The following is a 20,750-nucleotide window of genomic DNA, read 5'->3' as shown; positions in this document are numbered from 1 at the left end:
CACACGCGCGGTGCCGGGAGCCGTGCGGCTCCGGGGAACCGGCGGCACGTGCATCGCGGTGATCGCGCGGTGCCCTGATCCTTGCACGACGGACCAGGGGCCCCGCAAGCCCCGCGGGGCTCTCATCACCGTTACCCCGCCATGTCCGGTATCGGCAGCGGGCGCTTTTCGATCGCGGCCGCCATCACCTCGGGGAAGAGGTCCGGCGTGCAGGCGAACGCCGGTGCGCCGAGGGCCGCGAGGGCCGCCGCGTGCTCCCGGTCGTAGGCGGGCGCTCCCTCGTCCGACAGCGCGAGGAGCGCCACGAACTGCACCCCGGACGCCTTCATCGCCGCGACCCGTTTGAGCATCTCGTCGCGTATGCCGCCCTCGTAGAGGTCGCTGATCAGCACGACGACGGTGTCGGCGGGCCGGGTGATCTGCGACTGGCAGTAGGCGAGCGCGCGGTTGATGTCCGTACCGCCGCCGAGCTGCGTACCGAAGAGCACATCGACCGGGTCGTCCAGCTCGTCGGTCAGGTCGACCACCGCGGTGTCGAAGACGACCAGCCGGGTCGCGATGGCACGCATGGACGCCAGCACCGCCCCGAACACGGAGGCGTAGACCACGGAGGCCGCCATCGACCCGGACTGGTCGATGCAGAGCACCACATCCTTCTTCACGGACTGCGCGGCCCGTCCGTAACCGATCAGCCGCTCGGGGACGACCGTGCGGTACTCGGGCAGGTAGTTCTTGAGGTTCGCGCGGATGGTGCGGTCCCAGTCGATGTCCCGGTGCCGGGGGCGGCTGACGCGCGCCGACCGGTCCAGGGCGCCGGTGAGCGTGGCACGGGTGCGGGACGAGAGCCGTTTCTCCAGCTGCTCGACGACCTTGCGCACCACGGCCCGCGCGGTCTCCTTCGTCGTCTCGGGCATGACCTTGTTGAGCGACAGCAGCGTCCCCACCAGGTGCACGTCGGCCTCGACGGCCTCCAGCATCTCCGGTTCCAGCAGCAGCGCGGACAGCCCGAGCCGTTCGATCGCGTCGCGCTGCATGACCTGGACGACGGAGGTGGGGAAGTACGTACGGATGTCGCCCAGCCAGCGGGCCACGTTCGGCGCCGAGGCGCCCAGCCCCGCCGTGCGCGCTCCGCCGTCGCCCGCGCCGCCCGGCCGGCGGCCTCCGTAGAGCGCGCTGAGCGCCCCGTCCATGGCGGCGTCCTGTCCGCGCAGCTCACAGCCGGTACCGTCGGCGCCGTCCCCGCCCAGTACCAGCCGCCACCGCCGCAGCCGCTCCTGCGTCCTGTCCTGCGTCCCGCTCATCCGGCCACCCCCGTACGGTTCGTGTCCTGCGTGCTGTCCATGCCTTCCGGGAGGCCCAGCAGGACGCGCAGGGTGGGCAGCACGGCTGCCGCCCGGTCGCGGTCCAGGCCGGGGCCGAAGCCCGGTATCGCGGCCTCCTGATCGCCCCGCGCGGTGGCGGTTCCGGTGGCGCCGGCCGGGTCGCGGCGCACCAACTCGCCGAGTGTGCGCCGCACTCCGGCGTCGTACTCCGCGAACGTCCGTCGCAGCAGCGGCAGTACGTCCGTGAACGCGTCCGCCGGTACGTCCGCCAGCCAGCCGTCCACCAGGGCGAGCAGCCGCTCGTCGTGCACCAGCAGCAGTCCGCCCGCGTCGCCGCCCGCGAACCCCTCGATCCAGCCCGCCGCTTCGGCCGGCGGGGTCCCCGCCGACAGGGCCAGCCCCATCAGGCGTTCCGCGTCCTCGGGGGCCAGCCGCCCGTCGTCGAGCAGCAGCCGGACCGCCCGCCCCCGCAGGAGGCCGGGCACCGGCTCCCGCTCGGCCAGCTTCCGCAGCACCCCTGCCCAGCGCTCCCGCAGCCCGCCGGGCCGGTCCGCCCGGACCTCGTCCAGGAGGCCCACCGCGTGGTGCGTCGCGTCCAGGTGGTTGCGCATGTCAGCGGCGCCGTCCGCGTCCAGGCCCGTACAGGCCGGGGGCAGGCCGACGAAGACCCGCTCGGCCAGCCCGGTCGCCACCTCGCCGAGCGCGGCGGCGTCCGTGCCGCGCACATCGCCGTAGCGCACCGAGCGCACCAGCGCGGGCAGTGCCTGGGCGAGGTGCCCGACATCCGCGTCCAGTGCGGCGCGGTCCGTCAGCACCCGCATGACCACGGGGAGCGCGTCCGGGAGCGCGGCGAGCAGACAGCGCTCGGCCAGCGCCGTCACGTCCGCGAGGGTCGAGGTCCCCACGGCGTCGGACCGCGCCTTGGCCGTCGCGGCGACCTCCACCGTCGTGCCCCATATGCCGGCTTCCGCGGCCCGTACGGAAAGCTCCGGCTCCCACCGCAGCCGCCAGCTCTCCCGGAACGTGCCGGTGCCGGCCCGGGTCCGGGCGGGCTCGCCCCACGGCACGCCGAGCAGCCGCAGCCGGTGCAGCAGCCTGCTCCGCCCGGCGTCCGTCTCCTTGCGCAGGTCGAGGTCCAGCTCCCGCTCCGCCGCCTCCGGTTTGAGGCGCAGCGACCGCTGGCTGCGGGCGATGTCGCGCTGGAGCGGCACCGCGGGTGCGCTTTCCGGCACCTCTCCCAGTACGTCGCCCACGACCAGACGTTCGTGGATCAGGGCGGACGGCGCGTCGGACCCGTCGCCGAGCACCGCGCGCACCGCGTCGCCCGCCTCGGCCAGCCCGGCCAGCGGGCGGCCGCGCATCACGGCCAACGCGTCGGCGAGCCGTACGGCCTCGATCACGTGCGCCGAGGAGACGGCGTAGTCCTCCTCGCGCAGCAGGCCGGCGACCTTCGTCATCCAGCGCTCGATGGGGCGGTCCGGCGCGCTGAAGAGGTGGCCGTACCAGCCGGGCGAGGAGATGCCCGCGCCGTAGCCGCTGCGGCGCGACAGCCTGCGGTGGGTCCACGGCACCCACGTCACCTCGGGCTTCACCTTCGGCAGGCCCTTCAGGAGCTGCCGGTCGGCGGTCACCGTCGTCCGCCGGGCCAGCGCCGGGACGTGCCACGCGCCGCACACCACCGCGACGCCCTCCCCGAACTCCCGGCGCGCGTCGCGCAGCCGCAGCCGCATATGGGCCTCGCGCACCAGATCGCGGTCGTGTCCGCCGACGCCGTACGCCTCCCGCAGCGCCGTCATCGCCTCGGCCAGCGCCTCGAACGGCGCGAGCGGGTCCTCCCCCGTCAGCCCGCTCGCACTTCCGCTCCCCGGCCGGTGTCCGTGGGCACGATGCTCGATCACGTCCTCCCACCAGCGCTCCGGGTCGTCGTACCCGGCGGCCTCGGCGAGCACCGCGACGGGATCGATCCGGGCCTCCGCCGCGCGGTCGGGGGGTGGCGTGGGGGCGGGGGCCGGTGTGGGGGCTGCATCTGCCTCAGCCGGTCGGTCGGGGCCTGCCGTACGTCCAGGGCCTGGCGTACGGTCCTCGGCGTCGGCCGCCCGGATGGAGCCCGCCGTACGGACATCGGCCTCGCCCCGCCCAGCACTCACCGCTCCCCGGCTGCCCCCGTCCTCGGCTTCGTCCCCGCCATCCCCCTCGCCCTCCCCCATCGCCAGGGAATGGGCCGCCGGCAGGTCGATGAAGCGCACCGGTACGTCATGGGCCAGGGCCCACCGGATCGCCACCCACTCCGGGGAGAACTCGGCCAGCGGCCAGAACGCCGCCCGTCCCGGGTCGGTGGGCACATGGGCGAGCAGCGCGACCGGCGGGCGCATCGCCTCGTCGGCGGCCAGGGCCACCAGCGCGTCCGCCTCCGGCGGGCCCTCGATCAGCACCGCGGGGGGCTCGTACCGCTCCAGCACGGCCCGCACCGCACGCGCCGAGCCCGGGCCGTGATGGCGTACTCCCAGCAGCAGCGGCTGGTCCCGGCCGGTCATGCGCCGGCCTCGCGGCAGGCGCGGTAGAAGTCCTTCCAGCCGTCGCGCTCGCGCACCACGGTCTCCAGATACTCCTGCCAGACGACCCGGTCCGCCGCCGGGTCGCGTATCACCGCGCCCAGGATGCCCGCGGCCACGTCCCCGGACCGCAGCACGCCGTCACCGAAGTGGGTGGCCAGCGCCAGGCCGTTGGTGACCACGGAGATCGCCTCGGCCGTGGAGAGCGTGCCCGAAGGGGACTTGAGCTTGGTGCGGCCGTCGGCGGTGACGCCGTCGCGCAGCTCACGGAAGACCGTGACGACCCGGCGGATCTCGTCCGTCCCGGCGGGCGCGGGCGGCAGGTCCAGGGAGCGGCCGATCTGCTCGACGCGCCGGGAGACGATGTCCACCTCCTCCTCGGGCGTCGCGGGCAGCGGCAGGACGACCGTGTTGAAGCGGCGGCGCAGCGCGCTGGAGAGTTCGTTCACCCCGCGGTCGCGGTCGTTGGCCGTGGCGATCAGGTTGAAGCCGCGCACCGCCTGGACCTCCTGGCCCAGCTCCGGAATGGGGAGGGTCTTCTCCGACAGGACCGTGATGAGCGTGTCCTGTACGTCGGCGGGGATGCGGGTCAGCTCCTCCACGCGCGCGGTCATGCCCTGCGCCATCGCCCGCATGACCGGGCTGGGCACCAGCGCGTCCCGGCTGGGGCCGTGGGCGAGCAGCTGTGCGTAGTTCCAGCCGTAGCGGATGGCCTCTTCCGGGGTGCCGGCCGTGCCCTGCACGAGCAGGGTCGAGTCGCCGCTGACCGCGGCCGCCAGGTGCTCGGACACCCAGGTCTTGGCCGTGCCGGGCACGCCGAGCAGCAGCAGCGCGCGGTCGGTCGCGAGGGTCGTCACCGCCACCTCGACGATCCGGCGCGGGCCCACGTACTTGGGTGTGATGAGCGTGCCGTCCGGCAGGGTGCCGCCCAGCAGATAGGTCGCCACCGCCCACGGCGACAGCCGCCAGCGCTCCGGGCGCGGCCGGTCGTCGGCCGCCGCGAGCGCCTTCAGCTCCTGCGCGAACGCGTCCTCCGCGTGCGGGCGCAGGACCTGCGCGGAGTCGTCGGCTCCGGCTCCGCCGACGACGTCTCCGGTGTGGTTCTCGGTCATGATTCCCCCTCGTCGCAACGTCCGCGGCCGGCACCCCGCCACTCGCCGGCCGCTTGCGTGAACCACCCTGCACCACGCCACTGACAATCACCCCGCACGGCGGTGTTTCCGCTGGTCAGAGCGATTGTCAGTGGGTGCTCGTAGCGTTTGGGACATGAATCCGCAGGGGGAACGCTGGACGTCGGATCACGTGCTCGCGCTCGCGCCCGACGCACCGTCACGCAAGGCGGGGAGCAGGCTCGCGACACCGGGCTCCTGGCCGGAGACCGGCACACGGGGCAGCGCGGTGTGGGGCCTGTGCAAGGGCAGCGGCAGCAAGCCGTACCAAACCGTCGTGGACACCGCAGGGCCGGCCTTCAAATGCAGTTGTCCGAGCCGCAAGTTCCCGTGCAAGCACGCACTGGGACTGCTGCTGATGTGGGCGGGGGAAGAAGGGGCCGTCGGCGAGGGCGAGCCTCCCGCGTGGGTGGCGGAATGGCTCACCGCCCGCCGGCAGCGCGCGGAGAAGAAGACGGCAGCGGCGAGCAATGGGGCTTCTGGCGAAGCCAGTTCGGGTTCCGCGTCGTCCGCTGCCAATCAGGACGCCGCCCGGCGACGGGCCGCGCTGCGCGTGCAGCGGATCGCCGCCGGGGCCACCGAGCTGGAACAGCGACTGGAGGACCTGCTCCGCTCCGGACTGGCCACCGCCGACCGCGCGGGATACGGCACCTGGGACGAGACGGCGGCCCGCATGGTGGACGCCCAGGCACCCGGACTCGCCGCGCGCGTGCGGGAGTTGGGGTCGGCGGCGACCTCCGGGCCGGACTGGCCGTCCCGGCTCCTCGCGGAATGCTCCCTGATCCACCTCCTCGACCAGGCGTTCCTGGGCGTGGAGCGCCTGCCGCCCGCCCTGGCCGCGACGGTCCGCACCCGCGTCGGGCTCACCACCGACGCGGCGGACGTGCTCGCCGGAGCGGACACCACGTCCGTGCGCGACCGCTGGCTGGTGCTCGCCCAACAGGACGCCGAGGAAGGGATGCTGACCAGCAGGCGCATATGGCTGCGCGGCGAGCGCACGGGGCGCATGGCGCTGCATCTCTCCTTCGGCGGGCGGGACCGGCCGCTGGACCTCTCACTGCCGAGAGGTCTCGTCCTGGACGCCGATCTCGCCTACTACCCGGGCGCCCGCCCGCTGCGCGTCGTCCTGGGCACGCGGCACGCCGATCCGGCCCCGGCCGGTGGCCCGCCGCCGGGCGGCGGCACCGACGCCGCCCTCGCCGCGTACGGACACGCGCTGCGCGACGACCCCTGGCTCGACGCCTGGCCGGTGGTCCTGACCGATGTCGTACCGATACCGGGGCGCGACGGCGATCCCTGGCAACTGGCCGACGCCGACGGGGAGTCGGCCCTTCCCGTGGACCCGCGCTGTACGGAGCGGGCGGGCCTGTGGCGCCTGGCCGCGATATCCGGCGGCGAGCCGGTCACGGTCTTCGGCGAATGCGGCCACCGCGGTTTCACACCCCTGACCACCTGGGACCCGGAACCGGTCGCCTTGTGACCCGACGGCCGCGATCGGCCCTCGACCACCGGCCCACCGGCCATCACCACCCATCCGTCCGATCACTGCCCGGGGGACAACCATGATCGACGAAACCATCACCTCCGCCACCTGGGACGACCTGGTGAGCGCGGCGCTGCTCGGTACGGAGCGCCGTACGCCGCCGGTCACCGGCCGTGCGGGCCGCAGCGCCGCGGGGGCGCTGCTGGACGCGGCCGCCGTCAGCACGGTCCGGCGCCGGGCCGCGCTGCGCCCCGCGCCCGCCCGGGAGCGTCCCGTACCGGCTCCGTCCGACCCGCGACCGCCGCTGCCGCCGGCCGCGCGGCGCAGACTCGGCCTGCTGCTCGCCGACCGTAACGGCACCGGCGGCGGCCACCGCCGCGGCACGGCCCCCGACCTGACCGAGCTGCTGCCGCAGTGGCTCACCGCCGCAGCCGAGTACGGCTACCGCGCCCCCGAGGCGCTGCTGCCCGCGCTGCTCGACGCGGCCCGCGCGCGTACGGACCTGCGCGCCGCGGCCCTCGCCTTCGCCGGGCCGCGGGCCCTGTGGCTGGCGCGGCTGAACGACGAGTGGAAGTTCGCGCTGCGCGGCGCCGGGAGCACGGCCGCGCTGCCCGGCCCCGACGATCCGGAGGCCGTGCGCGCCCTGTGGGAGGAGGGCCTGTTCGCGGAGCGGGTCTCCCTGCTCGCATCGCTGCGCCGCCGCGATCCGGCGGCCGGCCGCGCCCTGCTGGCCCGCACCTGGAGTACGGAACGGGCCGAGGACCGGCTGATGTTCCTCGACTCGCTGCGCGAGGGCCTGACGGTGGCCGATGAGCCGTTCCTTGAGCAGGCGCTGTCCGACCGCAGCCGTAACGTCCGCGGCACCGCCGCCGAGTTGCTGTCGGCCCTGCCCGGCACCGCGCTCGCCGGGCGGATGGCCGACCGCGCCCGGGCCTGCGTCAAACTGGCGCGCATCGAGGACGGCGCGGACAGCTTCGCCGGGCACTCCTCCGATACGGGCGATACGGGCGCCTGGTCCCTCGTCGTCGAAGCGCCGCGGGAGTGCGACGCGGCGATGCAGCGGGACGGGGTGGTTCTCCGGCCGCCGACCGGGCGCGGTCAGCGTGCCTGGTGGCTGGGCCAGCTGCTGGAGGCCGCGCCGCTGGACTGCTGGAGCCGGTGGCTGGGCGGCCGGGAACCGGCGGCGATCGTGGCCCTGCCGGTGGCCGACGGCTGGCGTACGGAACTGCACGACGCCTGGTGCCGCGCCGCCGTCCGCCAGCGGGACGTGGCCTGGACCCGGGCCCTTCTCGGTCCTCCGGGCGCCGCCCAGCCGGGCACGGGGCCGGGGGCGGGTACGGGGACGTACGGAACCGGTCCGGCAGCCAACGGCTCCGCGCCCGCCACCACGACCGGCGCCGCCCCCGACATCCCGGCCGGTTCGTCGCGCGACCTCGCGCGGCTGCTGACGGTGCTGCCCGAGGACGAACGTGCGCGATGGGCCGCGGAATTCATAGCGGCCCACGGCCTGTCCGACGCGTTCCGGATGCTCGGGGTGTGCGCGGTGCCGTGGTCCGAGCCGCTGGGGCGGGCGGTGGTCGACGCACTGGACATCGCCCGGGACGCGGGCAGTTATCCGTGGAGTTTCAGCGGCGTGATGGGCCTGGCCGAACGCTGCCTGGACCCGGCCGCGGCGGACCGGCTCGACATGCTCATCGCGACCCCGGACGAACCCGCCGACGGCTCGCCGGGAGCGGTCGGCTACTGGTCCGAGGCGTTCCAGCGGCTGGTGGGCACGCTACGGCTGCGTGCCACGATGCGGGCGGAGCTGGCCCCGTGAGCCGCCCTGCCGCCGCGCCGCCGGCCGGCCGCCCGGCCCCGGGCGGCCGGCGCGTCACCGTGCCGTCAGGCCGCCAGCTGCCGCACATTGGCCCGGACCCACTCCACGATCGCCGTGGTGGTGGCCCCGGGCGTGAAGATCTCGGCGACGCCCAGCTCCTTGAGGGGCGGGATGTCCGCTTCCGGGATGATGCCGCCGCCGAAGACCTTGATGTCCGCCGCGTCGCGCTCCTTGAGCAGCTCTATGACCTTCGCGAAGAGGGTGTTGTGCGCCCCGGAGAGGATGGACAGCCCGATCGCGTCGGCGTCCTCCTGGATCGCGGTGTCCACGACCTGCTCCGGCGTCTGGTGCAGCCCCGTGTAGATGACCTCCATGCCGGCGTCGCGCAGCGCCCGCGCGATGACCTTGGCCCCCCGGTCGTGGCCGTCGAGCCCCGGCTTGGCCACCACCACGCGGATCGGACCCTGCACACCCATCACTGCCTCCCAGCCCTGCACGGCACGACGCGGCACCTGTACGGAACAGGGCCGCCGACCGACATCCGATGTGCGGCCGCGTCGGCCGCCCCAAGCGTGAACGAACGTTATCGCCAGCATCCCGTACCCGGCCGTTTCGTAACACTGAGGGAGGGGGAAATCACACATTGGGACACGTTCGCTACGCGTTGCGTTCCGCGATCCTTCACGCGGCGGGACGCACGCACGGGGAGCCGCAGTGAGGTCGCCGTTCCTCCGCGCCGTCAGCCGCGCGGCACGGGGGTCCGGCCCCTGAACGCTTCCGTCTTCGTATCCGTACGGCCGGACAACAGCTCGCTCACACTCTTGGCAGCAGCTCGTTCACGTACTTGTACGTTGCCGGAAACGGCTGCCCATGAGGGCATACGGGGGACAGAGTCGTCTCCCGCGTGCCATTCGGGAGGTCGGCCATGAAGGCCCTGCCCTTTCTCTGCTGTCTGGCCCGCCCCTCCGCGCTGCTGCGCGCGACGGTAGTGGAGCTGGCGATTCTCGTCGGGCACCTTCTGCTGTACCCGACCGGCATCCAGCAGGAACAGCCCAGAGCTCTCCCCGGCACGCCCGCCGGCCCGGACCCGGAACACGGCACCGGCGGCGCCGACGAGACCGATACCGGCACCCGCACCACCGCCGGTACGGTCCCGGCCGCCCGGACGGCGCTGCTGCCCACCGAAGGCCGCGGCCATCCCCCGGTGCTCCTGCTGCACGGCTTCATCGACAACCGCTCCGTCTTCGTGCTGCTGCGCCGCTCGCTGCTCCGGCACGGCTGGCGCCACGTGGAAGCGCTCAACTACTCGCCGCTCACCTGTGACCTGCGCAAGGCCGCCGAGCTGCTCGGCCGCCACGTCGAGCAGATCTGCGAGCGCACCGGCCACAGCCGTGTCGACCTGGTGGGCCACAGCCTCGGCGGCCTGATCGCCCGCTACTACGCGCAGCGGCTGGGCGGCGACCTCCGCGTACGCACCCTGGTCACCCTCGGCACCCCGCACGGCGGTACCCGGGTCGCGCCTTTGATGTCGGCCCATCCGCTGGTCCGGCAGATGCGGCCGCATTCCGACGTGATCGTGGAGTTGGCGCGGCCCGCCCCGAATTGCCGTACGCATTTCGTCAGCTTCTGGAGCGACTTGGACCAGCTGATGGTCCCGGTGGAGACCGCGCGAATCGATCACCGGGATTTGATCACCCGTAGCGTGCGGGTATCCGGCGTAGGGCATCTCGCCCTCCCGGTCAACGGTGCGGTGGCAGCCGGAATACGGGAAGCGCTCGGCGCCGAAGAGGAGGCGGAAGGCAGCGTGAGCACCACATCCGTGGCCTGACCTCCGCCGCCCCGGGCCGGCTGCCACACGGCTGCCGCCTGGGCACTTTCCAAGGTCGCGCGCGCCCTTTCGATCTCCGCGCGCGCACCGGCGCACCCCGCGCCGCTTCGAACGCCCCTCGAACGCGGCGCCAAGAACGCGCATACTGTCCGCCGAAAGGCGGCCAAATGCCCGTTGTCGGGAAGCCCGAAACCTGCCGAAGATTGTCGCCGTCACGTACCGCCGGGTACAGTCGCCGCTAATTCTCCTGCTGCCGAGGCGAAAGAGAAGTGGTGGTGAACGACCGTCACTCGCCGGAGTCCCCCGCTCCGGCTGTCCCGTCTCCCGATGCCTCGTATGCGCATTACCCCGCCTACGAGTCCTACGGGCACCAGGACACCCAGGCCGGCCAGGCGGCATACGGCGGCGGCGCACCGTACTTCGGTGCGCTCCCCGGCCACCAGGCCACCGGCGCGCACGACGCTTCGCCGTACGACACCACCGCGTACGGCACCGACGCGTACGCCACCGCCGCGTACGCGACCGGTGCCTACGGCGGCGGCTACGACGCGGGTACCCACCCCGCGGGCGTCTACGGCACCGGAGCGGCCAACTCCGGCTCCCCCGCCACCGGCACGCAGCCGGAGGCCGCCTACGACCCGTACTCCCACACGGCGTACGACGGCGGCTACGGACCGGGCGGCGCGACCGGCCCCGACGCCTACGAGGCCACCGCGGTCTGGGGGGCCGTGGAGTCGGACGTGATCGCCGGTATTCCGGCGCAGGCGGGACCGCCGCAGACCGGGTACCCGTACGGCGACGCCGCCAGCTCCCAGTGGGAGACCATGACTTGGGCCGGGCCCGGCCTGGGCCTGTACGGCGGCGAACCGCACGAAAGCGGGCAGCCGTACGGTTCCGGACCGTACGCGAACACAAACGATCAGTACGGGTCCGCCTACGGAACGTATGAGGCGGCTTCGGGTACGGACGCGGCGGAGGACCGATTCGCCGACGAGCACGGCCTCGGCGCCACCGCCATCGCCGAAGCGCTCACCCAGACCACCCCGGCGATCACGCCCGACCTCGACGGCCCGGACGGTTTCGACGGCCTCGGCTCCCAGGCCCCTGGAGGCCCCGGGGCCCCTGAGGCCGCCGAGGACCCGTACGCCACCGACATCACTCCCGAGGGCAGCCCCGCCTCCAGCGGCGTGCCCGTCGCGCGCGGCTCCCGCTCGCGCCGTGCCGCGCAGGGCAGCGGGTCGTCCGGCCGCGGTCGCCGCCGTACCGCCAAGCGCTCCGCGCTGCTGACCGTCGCGGTGCCCTCGGTCGCCGCCATGGGTGTGTGCGCCGTCGCCGCCGCCTCCGTCACCAGCGGCGCCGAGAGCGGCGCCAAGGACGGCACGACGACCCAGGCCGCAGGGGACCCCGCGGCCGTGCAGCCGGCCGTCGCCAACAACAAGCTCGACACTCAGCTCGCCAGCCTGAGCGCGGGCGCCGACGACTTCGCCGACCGCGCCAGCCGTACGCAGGAGCGCATCGACCTCAAGGCCCGGCAGCTCGCCGAGAAGAAGCGCAAGGCCGACGAGGCGGCGCGCAAGGAGGCGATGCGCCCCAAGTTCGTGCTGCCCGTCGCGCAGCACGGTCTGAGCGCGCTGTACGGGCAGGCGGGCGTGAACTGGATGTCCGTGCACACCGGCATCGACTTCCCGGTCGGCTTCGGCACGCCCGTCATGGCCGCCACCGACGGCACCGTACGCACCCAGTGGAACTCCGCCTACGGCAACATGGCGATCGTGACCGCCCCCGACGGCACCGAGACCTGGTACTGCCATCTGAGCAGCACCAAGATCCGGTCGGGCAAGGTCAAGGCGGGCGACCAGATCGCGTACTCGGGCAGTTCCGGCAACTCCACGGGACCGCACCTGCACTTCGAGGTGCGCCCGGGCGGCGGCTCGGCCATAGACCCGCTGCCGTGGCTGCGCAGCCACGGGCTCAACCCGAACTGACCGGCCGGCACGGCTGACGCCCCGTCCGGCGCACCCCTTGAGGGAGCGCCGGACAGCTGCGTCAGAGCTTCCCGGCCGGCGTCAGAGCTTCTCCACCGGCGCGTACCGCAGCAGCAGCCGCTTCGGCTTCTCGCCGCCGAAGTCGATCGTCGCCTCCGCGTTGTCGCCGCTGCCCTTGACCGCGACGACCGAGCCCAGACCGAAGCTGTCGTGCGTGACGCGGTCGCCGACCGCCAGCGAGACCACCTCGCGGTCCTTGGCGCGCCGGGTCGCGAAGCCGCTCGGGCCCGCCTTCGTACGCGACGAGGACAGGCCGGAGCCGAAGCCCCCGCCGCCCGTGCCGGAGAGGCTGCCCATCGAGGCGGAGGGCGTCGCGGGGCCCGTGCGCCGCCAGTCCACGTACTTGTCCGGGATCTCCTCCAGGAAGCGGGAGGGCGGGTTGTACGACGGCTGGCCCCAGGCGCTGCGCATCGTGGAGCGGGTCACGTAGAGCCGTTCGCGGGCGCGGGTGATGCCGACGTACGCCAGGCGGCGCTCCTCCTCCAGCTCCTTGGTCTGGCCGAGCGCGCGCATGTGCGGGAAGACGCCGTCCTCCATGCCGGTCAGGAAGACGGTGGGGAACTCCAGGCCCTTGGCGGTGTGCAGCGTCATGAGGGTGATGACGCCGGTGCCCTCCTCGTCCTCGTCCGGAATCTGGTCGGAGTCGGCGACCAGCGCGACCTGCTCCAGGAAGTCGGCGAGGGTGCCGGGGTTCTCCTCGCCGCGGTCCTGCTCGAATTCGAGGGCGACGGCGGCCAGTTCCTGGAGGTTCTCGATGCGGGTCTCGTCCTGCGGGTCGGTCGAGGACTGGAGCTCGGCCAGATAGCCCGTACGCTCCAGGACCGCCTCCAGGACAGTGGCGGGGCCCGCGCCGGACTCGACGATGGTCCGCAGCTCCTCCATGAGCGTGTTGAAGCGCTTGACGGCGTTGGCGGAGCGCGCGGCCATGCCGTACGCCTCGTCGACGCGGCGCAGCGCCTGCGGGAAGGTGATCTTCTCGCGGGCGGACAGCGCGTCGATCATCGCCTCGGCGCGCTCGCCGATGCCGCGCTTGGGCACGTTCAGGATGCGGCGCAGCGGGACGGTGTCCTCGGGGTTGGCGAGGACGCGCAGGTACGCGAGGACGTCGCGGACCTCCTTGCGCTCGTAGAAGCGCACACCGCCGACGACCTTGTAGGGCAGGCCGACCCGGATGAAGATCTCTTCGAAGACGCGGGACTGGGCGTTGGTGCGGTAGAAGACCGCGACATCGCCCGCCTTGGCGTCGCCCGCGTCGGTCAGCCGGTCGATCTCGTCGGCGACGAACTGGGCCTCGTCGTGCTCGGTGTCGGCGACGTAGCCGATGATGCGGGGGCCCTCGCCGGCGTCCGTCCACAGGTTCTTGGGGCGGCGGTTCTCGTTGCGCTCGATGACGGCGTTGGCGGCGCTGAGGATCGTCTGGGAGGAGCGGTAGTTCTGCTCCAGCATGATCGTCGTGGCGTCCGGATAGTCCTCCTCGAACTGGAGGATGTTACGGATCGTGGCGCCGCGGAACGCGTAGATCGACTGGTCGGCGTCACCGACCACGCACAGCTCACCGGCCGACTCGGCAGGCCCCACCAGCTCCCGTACGAGGGTGTACTGGGCGTGGTTGGTGTCCTGGTACTCGTCGACGAGGACGTGCCGGAAGCGGCGGCGGTAGTGATCGGCGACATCGGGGAACGCCTGGAGGAGGTTGACCGTGGTCATGATGATGTCGTCGAAGTCCAGGGCGTTGGCCTCCCGCAGCCGGGCCTGGTACATCGTGTACGCCTCGGCCACCGACTTCTCGAACCCGTCGGCAGCCTGCTGCGCGAAGGTCTCCTCGTCGATGAGCTCGTTCTTGAGGTTGGAGACCTTGGCGCTGAAGGACTTGGGCGGGAACCGCTTGGGGTCGAGGTCCAGATCCCGGCAGACCAGGGCCATCAGGCGCTTGGAGTCGGCCGCGTCGTAGATCGAGAAGGACGACGTGAAGCCCAGCTTCTTGGACTCGCGGCGCAGGATGCGCACGCACGCGCTGTGGAAGGTGGAGACCCACATGGCGTTCGCACGGGGGCCCACCAGGTCCTCGACGCGCTCCTTCATCTCGCCCGCGGCCTTGTTGGTGAAGGTGATCGCGAGGATCTGGCCGGGGTGCACACCGCGGGCGCCGAGCAGGTGCGCGATGCGGTGCGTCAGGACGCGGGTCTTGCCGGAGCCGGCGCCCGCGACGATGAGCAGCGGCCCGCCGCTGTGCACCACGGCGGCCTTCTGCTGGTCGTTCAGCCCCTCCAGGAGGGCGGCGGGGTCCACCGCGGGGCGGGGGGCGCCGTCGCGGTAGTACGGGTCGCGGCCCGGGCCCACGGCGTGCGGGATGCCGCCGGGCACGTCGAAGCGCCCGCCGAACAGGTCGGCCGGGATCTCCTCCTGTGCCGGACCGCTCTCGTCCTCGGGAGGCGGCGGGGGCCCCTCATCCGTGGGTTCGAGGTCCGCCAGGAAACTGTCGTCAAAGAGGCTGCTCATCGCCCATCGAGTGTAGGCCGCCGCACTGACAGCCCGGCCCGAACCGCGAAAACCGGCCGTGTGACCTGGCCCGCCTCCCCCGGCGGGTGGCGGGCGTCACAGGACACGCACCGGTCGCGGAAAGATCACGAAAAGGTTTCGGGCATATCGCACATCAGCCTTCCCAGGAGCCACACGGGTTGGCTACCGTGCTCGCTCGGGCAGCCCGCCGTCCCCGCGGTCGAACAGCGTCCGCACGGGCCGCCCCCGCCGAGTCCGGCCCTGCCGCCAGGCATCCGGAGCCGGGGACCCACACGTACCACCGGGGTGAATCGGCCGGTACGGCGCGAGGTGCCGGGGCACGCGCCCCCAGGACCTCTCCCGCAGCCGTACAGGCCGTAGGGCAAGCCTTCCGCAGTGGCCCGAACCCGACAGCTAACCCGGTAGGCGGTCCACGGAAGGAGGCGCCGACCTTGGCGTCGCACCGCAAGCCGCGCACCCGCATACTCACCTCCCCCGGTAGCCGACGTACGGCCGCCGGGCTCACCACCGCAGCCCTCGCCTCGGTCACCCTGCTCTCGCAGACGGCCGAAGCCGCGCCGAGCCAGCCGAAGCAGTCCATCGAAGAGGTCAAGCAGAAGGTCGACGACCTCTACCGGCAGGCCGAAGTGGCGACCCAGAAGTACAACGCCGTCAAGGAGCAGGCCGACGAGCAGCGCGGCACCGTCGACCGCCTCCTGGACGACACCGCACGGCGCACCCAGAAGATGAACGACGCCCGGCGCCAGTTGGGCACGTACGCCGCGGCCCAGTACCGCAGCGGCGGCATCAGCCCGACCGCGCAGCTGCTCCTGGCCCGTAACCCGCAGCAGTTCGCGGACCGCAGCCACCTGATGGACCAGCTGACCGGCGCGCAGAAGAAGGCCGTCAGCGACTATCAGGAGCAGCAGGCCAAGGCCGTACGCCAGCGGGCCGAGGCGTCCCGGAGCCTGGAGCGGCTCACCGAGACGCAGGCATCCCTGAAGGAGTCCAAGAAGGACGTCCAGGCCAAGCTGGCCGAGGCCCGGCAGCTGCTGTCCCGGCTGACCGCCCAGGAGAAGGCGCGGCTGGCGGAGCTGGAGCGCAAGAAGGAGGCCGAGGCCAAGCGCAAGGCCGAGGAGCTGGCCCGTAAGCAGGCCGAGAAGGAGCGCAAGGAGCGGGAGGACCGCAAACAGCACGACAATCCGGACCCGGGCACCGGAACGCCGGATGGCGGTTCCGGCGGGTCCGGTGGCTCCGGCAGCGGTACGTCCGACGGTTCGTACGCGACCAAGGCCGCCAAGGCGCTCGCGTTCGCCCGCGCGCAGATGGGCAAGCCGTACGTCTGGGGCGCGACGGGCCCGAACTCCTACGACTGCTCCGGCCTGACGCAGGCGGCCTGGAAGGCGGCGGGCGTCTCGCTGCCCCGTACGACCTGGGACCAGGTGAAGGCCGGCGACCGGGTGGCGACCAAGGACCTCAAGCCCGGTGACCTGGTGTTCTTCTACAACGACATCAGCCACGTCGGCATGTACATCGGCGACGGCAAGATGATCCACGCCCCCAAGCCGGGGGCCAGTGTGCGGGTCGAGTCGATCTACTACATGCCGATCTACGGGAGCGTGCGGCCGGCATGAGAAGAGGGCCGTGGGGTGCGCCCCACGGCCCTCGGCAGGTCCTCAGCGGTTGCTGCTCACGTCCACAGCAGCGCGATGAAGATGTTGACCACCGTCAGCAGCCCCACCGCCAGGAAGAAGGGCTTCTCCACCTTCTCCTCGTCGCGCTTCACGTAGACCAGGCCCAGGATCACGACCAGTACGGCGAGCTTCACGCCCAACTTGATGTTGTTGAGCGAGTGGTCCTGGGCCTGGTTGAGGCCGACCAGGATGACGCCGGTCACCAGCATCGTCAGCGCGCCGTGCAGCATGGCCGGCACGAAGCGGGCGGTGCCCGCGCTCATCGGCTTCAGCTGGGTCAGGAAGCCGCCGAGCAGCGACGCGATGCCGATGATGTGCAGACCCACGAAGACCTTGGTCACTACGTCCATAGTGGTGGATCGTAGCCCTCGCCTACCACGGCTTCGTACTCAGGTCCGCCTCTCTTCCACTCCGGTCGGAGTCCGCTTCCGTCATGCCTTCGAGACGTGCGGCAACGGGCAGGCGTACACACCGACAGGGCGAGAACGAGCAATACCCGTCAACCCGTCCCCCTTTTGTGGTGCCGAGGTTTAGCGTCCTCAATCAGGCGGCCGACTCCCCACCGCCGCCGGATTCCGCCCCGGCGGTCGTCGGCCGTCCCCGCCGAGAGGAACGGCGGCGGCCCGCTCCCCCTGTTACGGGTCGCCGCCGGACCCAGGAAGGCGGGCGCCGGAACGACGAAGCCTCTGTCCGTACGATGACCCGCCTTAAGATCGGCCGTATGAACCTCCCTATAGATACGGCCGGTTCGCACTTTCCCTCCCCCTCCTCCCCTCCCCCCGCCGTGCACCCGGACCTCGTCCGGACCTGGGTGCACGGCTTGGCGCGGTGCCGTGGCGCCGTGCCCCCCGTCGCAGTCCACGGCGGCTTCTACGTCGAGGTCCGTGTCCCCGTCTGGTCGCACCGCTACGTCTTCCCCGCCGCCGACCCGGGCGTCCTCCGCGACCTCACCGCATCGATCACCACCCCCAACCTGTGGATCAACGTCTGCGCCCCGCGCTCGGAAGTCGCCCCCGTCCTGCCTGCCACCTGGGAGATCACCGAGCCGCAGTTCCTGATGTCGGCCGCTCTGCCCCCGGTGCCCGCCCCTGTGGCGGCGCCGGCCGGCTACACCGTCGAGACGGCGGACGAGGACGGCACCGGCGTCTACCAATGCCGCGTTCTGGACGCTGCCACCGGCCATCTCGCCGCCCGGGGACGGGCCGGTCTCACCGACGCCTCCGCGCCCCCGTCGGCGGTCTTCGACATGATCAGCACCTGTGCGGCGCACCGCCGTCGTGGCCTGGGCCGCCTCGTCATGAACGCGCTGACGGCCCACATGGTCCGGCTGGGCGCCGCCCGCGGCATCCTCGTGGCCAGCCCCGCCGGGCGGGCCCTCTACCGGTCCCTGGGGTGGCGGCTGCACGCCCCGGTCACGGCCGTACGCCTGCCGCCTGCGGCGGAGGACAGCGCCACCGGCTAGCGCCGACGGTCGGGGCCGGCCTGACGGCGGGTCGCGTGGAGCGAGCCGAGCAGGTCGAGGGCCTGGGCGCTGGGGCTGCCCGGTTCGGCGTGGTAGATGACGAGTTGCTGGCCGGGGGCGTCGCGTACGTCGAACGCCTGGTAGGTGAGCGTGAGCGGGCCGACGTCCGGGTGCAGGAGGCGCTTGGCGTCCCGGGTCTTGCCGCGCACGCTGTGGGCGTTCCAGAGGCGGGCGAAGTCCGCGCTCTGTCCGGTGAGGGTACGGACGATTTCGCGCAGCCGTGGGTGGTCCGGGTCGTAGCCCGCCGCCTGGCGCAGGTTGGCGACGGTGGCCTGGGCCGCCCGGTCCCAGTCCGTGTAGAAGTCCCGGCCCGCGGGGTCGGCGAAGGTCATAAGGGCCAGGTTGCCCGCGGGCTTGAACGGGGCGTAGAGGGCGTCGGCCAGAGCGTTGGTGGCCAGGATGTCCAGGGCAACGCCTAGGACGAGCGCCGGGGTGTTCGGGTAGCCGTCCATCAGCTGGCGCAGCGCAGGACTGACCTGCTCTGCGGCCCGGGTGGCGGCCTGGTGGTCCGGGGCGACCCCGGCCAGCCGGTACAGGTGTGCGCGGGCGTCCGCGTCGAGGTGCAGCGCGCGGCTGAGGGCGTCGAGTACCTGCGCCGAGGGATTGCGTTCGCGCCCCTGTTCCAGGCGCGTGTAGTAGTCGGCGCTCACTCCGGTCAGGACGGCGACCTCTTCGCGGCGCAGTCCGGCGACCCTGCGGGCCCCGTAACTCGCCATGCCCACGTCCTCCGGTCGCAGCCCGGCGCGGCGTCCGCGCAGGAAGTCCCCCAGGTGGTTGTCGTCCATGCGGCCAGGCTAGGCGGCGGTCCGGCGGGGTGCCTGGGTGTGCTGCACCCAGGCAGTCCACGTCCTGGTTGCTCGCTGCTGACCTGCGGAGACTCGGCGGAGCGGGTCGGAACCGGCCCGGCAATCAGTAGTCAGCAGTACGAGCAGCAAGGACCGTTCCATGGCAAGGCTTCGGCTCGACGGCAAGGTCGCATTGATCACCGGTGCCACCGGCGGCATCGGCAGGGAGACCGCCGAACTCTTCGCCCGGGAGGGCGCCCGGCTGGTGATCACCGATGTCGCCGAGGGCCCGCTGCGCGACCTGGCGGACCGGATCGAGGCGTACGGCGCGGAAGTCGCCGCCGTACGCCTCGATGTCTCCGCGGCACGGGAGTGGGACGACGTGATCACCGTCGTACGCGACCGGTTCGGTGCCCTGGACGTCCTCGTGAACCTCGCCGGCATCGTGGACTGGCCGGGCATCGAGGACACCCGGGAGGAGGCCTGGGATCGCGTCATCGACGTGAACCAGAAGGGCACGTGGCTCGGCATGAGGGCGGCGATGCCGCTCCTGCGGGCGAGCGGCAACGCGTCGGTGATCAACACCTCGTCGGTGCTCGGGCTCGTGGGAAGCGGCTCGGCGGCGGCCTACCAGGCGTCCAAGGGAGCGGTACGGCTGCTCAGCAAGACCGCCGCGGTCGAGTACGCGCGGCAGGGCGTACGGGTCAACTCCGTGCACCCCGGGGTGATCGCCACGCCCATGATCCAGGAAATCCTGGACGAGCAGGGCGACCAGCAGCCGGACATCCGGCGCACCCCGATGCGACGGGCCGGCCGGGCCGATGAGATCGCGTCCGCGATTCTCTTCCTGGCCTGCGACGAGTCCTCGTTCGTCACCGGCTCGGAGCTGGTGGTGGACGGCGGGCTGACGGCGCACTGAGTGCCGTATCCGAGTGACGCCCGAATTCCCCTGCATTTCTTCCTAAGGACCCTCCATGAATTCCGCATCCGCATCCACACCCACATCCACACCCACCGAAGCCCCCGAGTTCGCCGGAAAGGTCGCCCTCGTCACCGGGGCCGCGCGTGGCGTCGGCAAGGAGACGGTGGGGCTGCTCGTCGCCCGTGGCGCGCGCGTCGTCGCCGTGGACGTACGCCCTGAGGTCCGTACCCTGCCGGACGAGTTTCCCCTGGCCGAATCCGGCACCGACACCGCCCCCGAACCGCGCGTCCTGCCCCTGGCCGGTGACATCACCCAGGAGGAGACCGCCGTCCAGGCGGTACGGTCCGCCGTCGACACCTTCGGCGGGCTGGACATCCTGGTGAACAACGCCGGTCGCATGCTGAGCAAGCCCGTCACCGAGACCACCGCCGAGGACTGGGACACGGTCATGGCGGTCAACGCCCGCGGGTCGTTCTTCTTCGCCCGCGAGGCGTTCCGGGCCATGCAGGACCGCGGCGGCGGGGCCATCGTCAGCACCGGCTCGTACACCTGCACCGTCGCCCTGCCCGAAGGCGCCGCCTACAGCGCGTCGAAGGGGGCGCTGGCCCAGCTGACCAAGGTGCTCGCCGTCGAGGGCGGGCCGCTGGGCATCCGCGCCAACATCGTTGCCGCGGGCGTCATCGAGACCGATTTCCTCGACACGTTCCGCGGCGACAGCCGCGCGTACCTGGCATCCTTCGCCGGTGCGCAGCCGCTGGGCCGCGTGGCGCAGCCCATGGAGATCGCCGAGGTGCTGTGCTTCCTCGTCTCACCGCGGTCCGGCTACGTCACGGGGGCCGTGGTCGCCGCTGACGGGGGCTTCACCGCGATCTAGGCCGTTTCTTTCGGATCGCCTCGCTGACCAGATGAAGATGGCGGCGAGGTGGAGTCCGGTGAGGTAGATGGTGGCGGTCTTGTCGTAGCGGGTGGCCAGGCCGCGCCATTGCTTGAGCTTGTTGATGCAGTGTTCGGCGGTGTTCCGCTGCTTGTAGGCCTCGCGGTCGAAGGCCGGTGGCCTGCCGCCTCGGCTGCCGAGCCGTTTGCGGTTCGCGGCCTGGTCGGCAGGCTGCG

The 20,750-nt window shown here is 72.6% G+C and carries 15 protein-coding genes, 1 pseudogene and 1 riboswitch; of the genes and pseudogenes, 8 read left to right on the top strand and 8 right to left on the bottom strand.

Annotated features, from left to right (window positions below):
- Nucleotides 1-131: 131 nt before the first annotated feature.
- Genes ADK86_RS16035 through ADK86_RS16025 form a run of 3 tightly spaced genes read right to left on the bottom strand, consistent with a single transcriptional unit; the run spans nt 132 to nt 4,986 of the window.
- A complete protein-coding gene (locus tag ADK86_RS16035; protein WP_053697188.1) occupies nt 132-1,301 on the bottom strand; it encodes a VWA domain-containing protein in 1,170 nt (389 codons plus the stop codon).
- The gene (locus ADK86_RS16030) at nt 1,298-3,856 is read right to left on the bottom strand and encodes a DUF5682 family protein (protein ID WP_053697187.1); all 2,559 of its coding nucleotides are present in this window, start codon (nt 3,854-3,856) and stop codon (nt 1,298-1,300) included. The genes ADK86_RS16035 and ADK86_RS16030 overlap by 4 nt, the downstream gene beginning before the upstream one ends.
- Complete coding sequence (locus tag ADK86_RS16025) at nt 3,853-4,986, bottom strand: ATP-binding protein (protein ID WP_030628982.1); 1,134 nt, start codon at nt 4,984-4,986, stop codon at nt 3,853-3,855. The genes ADK86_RS16030 and ADK86_RS16025 overlap by 4 nt, the downstream gene beginning before the upstream one ends.
- Before the next feature lie 154 nt (nt 4,987-5,140).
- Here ADK86_RS16025 and ADK86_RS16020 point away from each other — a divergent pair, with 154 nt between their 5' ends.
- A complete protein-coding gene (locus ADK86_RS16020; RefSeq protein ID WP_053697186.1) occupies nt 5,141-6,523 on the top strand; it encodes an SWIM zinc finger family protein in 1,383 nt (460 codons plus the stop codon).
- Between the two features lie 82 nt (nt 6,524-6,605).
- Nucleotides 6,606-8,345: a DUF5691 domain-containing protein gene (locus ADK86_RS16015; RefSeq protein ID WP_053697185.1), complete on the top strand. Its 1,740-nt coding sequence runs from the start codon at nt 6,606-6,608 to the stop codon at nt 8,343-8,345.
- A gap of 65 nt (nt 8,346-8,410) precedes the next feature.
- Here ADK86_RS16015 and ADK86_RS16010 read toward each other — a convergent pair whose 3' ends face one another.
- Nucleotides 8,411-8,821 carry a cobalamin B12-binding domain-containing protein gene (locus ADK86_RS16010; protein ID WP_030586303.1) on the bottom strand — a complete coding sequence of 137 codons (411 nt, stop codon included), beginning with the start codon at nt 8,819-8,821 and terminating at the stop codon, nt 8,411-8,413.
- 449 nt (nt 8,822-9,270) lie between these two features.
- Between ADK86_RS16010 and ADK86_RS16005 the strand changes: the two genes are divergently transcribed.
- Together ADK86_RS16005 and ADK86_RS16000 are read left to right on the top strand one after the other, a co-directional pair.
- Nucleotides 9,271-10,173 carry an esterase/lipase family protein gene (locus tag ADK86_RS16005; protein WP_053697184.1) on the top strand — a complete coding sequence of 301 codons (903 nt, stop codon included), beginning with the start codon at nt 9,271-9,273 and terminating at the stop codon, nt 10,171-10,173.
- Between the two features lie 275 nt (nt 10,174-10,448).
- Nucleotides 10,449-12,158 carry a M23 family metallopeptidase gene (locus tag ADK86_RS16000; protein ID WP_063789013.1) on the top strand — a complete coding sequence of 570 codons (1,710 nt, stop codon included), beginning with the start codon at nt 10,449-10,451 and terminating at the stop codon, nt 12,156-12,158.
- Between the two features lie 81 nt (nt 12,159-12,239).
- Here the strand turns inward: ADK86_RS16000 and pcrA are convergent, their stop codons facing one another.
- Nucleotides 12,240-14,717 carry a DNA helicase PcrA gene (gene pcrA / locus ADK86_RS15995; protein WP_053697182.1) on the bottom strand — a complete coding sequence of 826 codons (2,478 nt, stop codon included), beginning with the start codon at nt 14,715-14,717 and terminating at the stop codon, nt 12,240-12,242.
- A gap of 252 nt (nt 14,718-14,969) precedes the next feature.
- Nucleotides 14,970-15,162, top strand: a riboswitch (cyclic di-AMP (ydaO/yuaA leader).
- 7 nt (nt 15,163-15,169) lie between these two features.
- On the opposite strand from pcrA, the gene ADK86_RS15990 reads away from it, so the two are divergent.
- Entirely contained in the window at nt 15,170-16,351 is a 1,182-nt protein-coding gene (locus ADK86_RS15990; protein WP_053697181.1) for an NlpC/P60 family protein, read from the top strand.
- A 56-nt stretch (nt 16,352-16,407) separates the two neighbouring features.
- Here the strand turns inward: ADK86_RS15990 and ADK86_RS15985 are convergent, their stop codons facing one another.
- On the bottom strand, nt 16,408-16,761 hold the full coding sequence (locus ADK86_RS15985) for a hypothetical protein (RefSeq protein WP_030373125.1): 354 nt from the start codon (nt 16,759-16,761) through the stop codon (nt 16,408-16,410).
- Between the two features lie 491 nt (nt 16,762-17,252).
- Between ADK86_RS15985 and ADK86_RS15980 the strand changes: the two genes are divergently transcribed.
- A complete protein-coding gene (locus tag ADK86_RS15980) occupies nt 17,253-17,873 on the top strand; it encodes a GNAT family N-acetyltransferase (RefSeq protein WP_053697180.1) in 621 nt (206 codons plus the stop codon).
- Here ADK86_RS15980 and ADK86_RS15975 read toward each other — a convergent pair.
- Nucleotides 17,870-18,718, bottom strand: a complete 849-nt coding sequence (locus ADK86_RS15975; protein ID WP_078952069.1) for a helix-turn-helix domain-containing protein — start codon at nt 18,716-18,718, stop codon at nt 17,870-17,872. The two genes, ADK86_RS15980 and ADK86_RS15975, sit on opposite strands and share 4 nt — an antisense overlap.
- Before the next feature lie 160 nt (nt 18,719-18,878).
- On the opposite strand from ADK86_RS15975, the gene ADK86_RS15970 reads away from it, so the two are divergent.
- Nucleotides 18,879-19,637, top strand: a complete 759-nt coding sequence (locus tag ADK86_RS15970) for an SDR family NAD(P)-dependent oxidoreductase (protein ID WP_053697179.1) — start codon at nt 18,879-18,881, stop codon at nt 19,635-19,637.
- Between the two features lie 55 nt (nt 19,638-19,692).
- On the top strand, nt 19,693-20,514 hold the full coding sequence (locus ADK86_RS15965) for an SDR family NAD(P)-dependent oxidoreductase (protein WP_053697178.1): 822 nt from the start codon (nt 19,693-19,695) through the stop codon (nt 20,512-20,514).
- Here the strand turns inward: ADK86_RS15965 and ADK86_RS15960 are convergent.
- Nucleotides 20,449-20,750, bottom strand: a pseudogene (locus tag ADK86_RS15960) (IS5/IS1182 family transposase); the annotation flags it as partial. The gene ADK86_RS15965 and the pseudogene ADK86_RS15960 overlap by 66 nt on opposite strands.

The sequence above is a fragment of the Streptomyces sp. NRRL F-5755 genome (assembly GCF_001279365.1).
GTDB classification, from domain to species: domain Bacteria; phylum Actinomycetota; class Actinomycetes; order Streptomycetales; family Streptomycetaceae; genus Streptomyces; species Streptomyces rimosus.
This window is presented reverse-complemented; position numbering and strand designations above follow the sequence as displayed.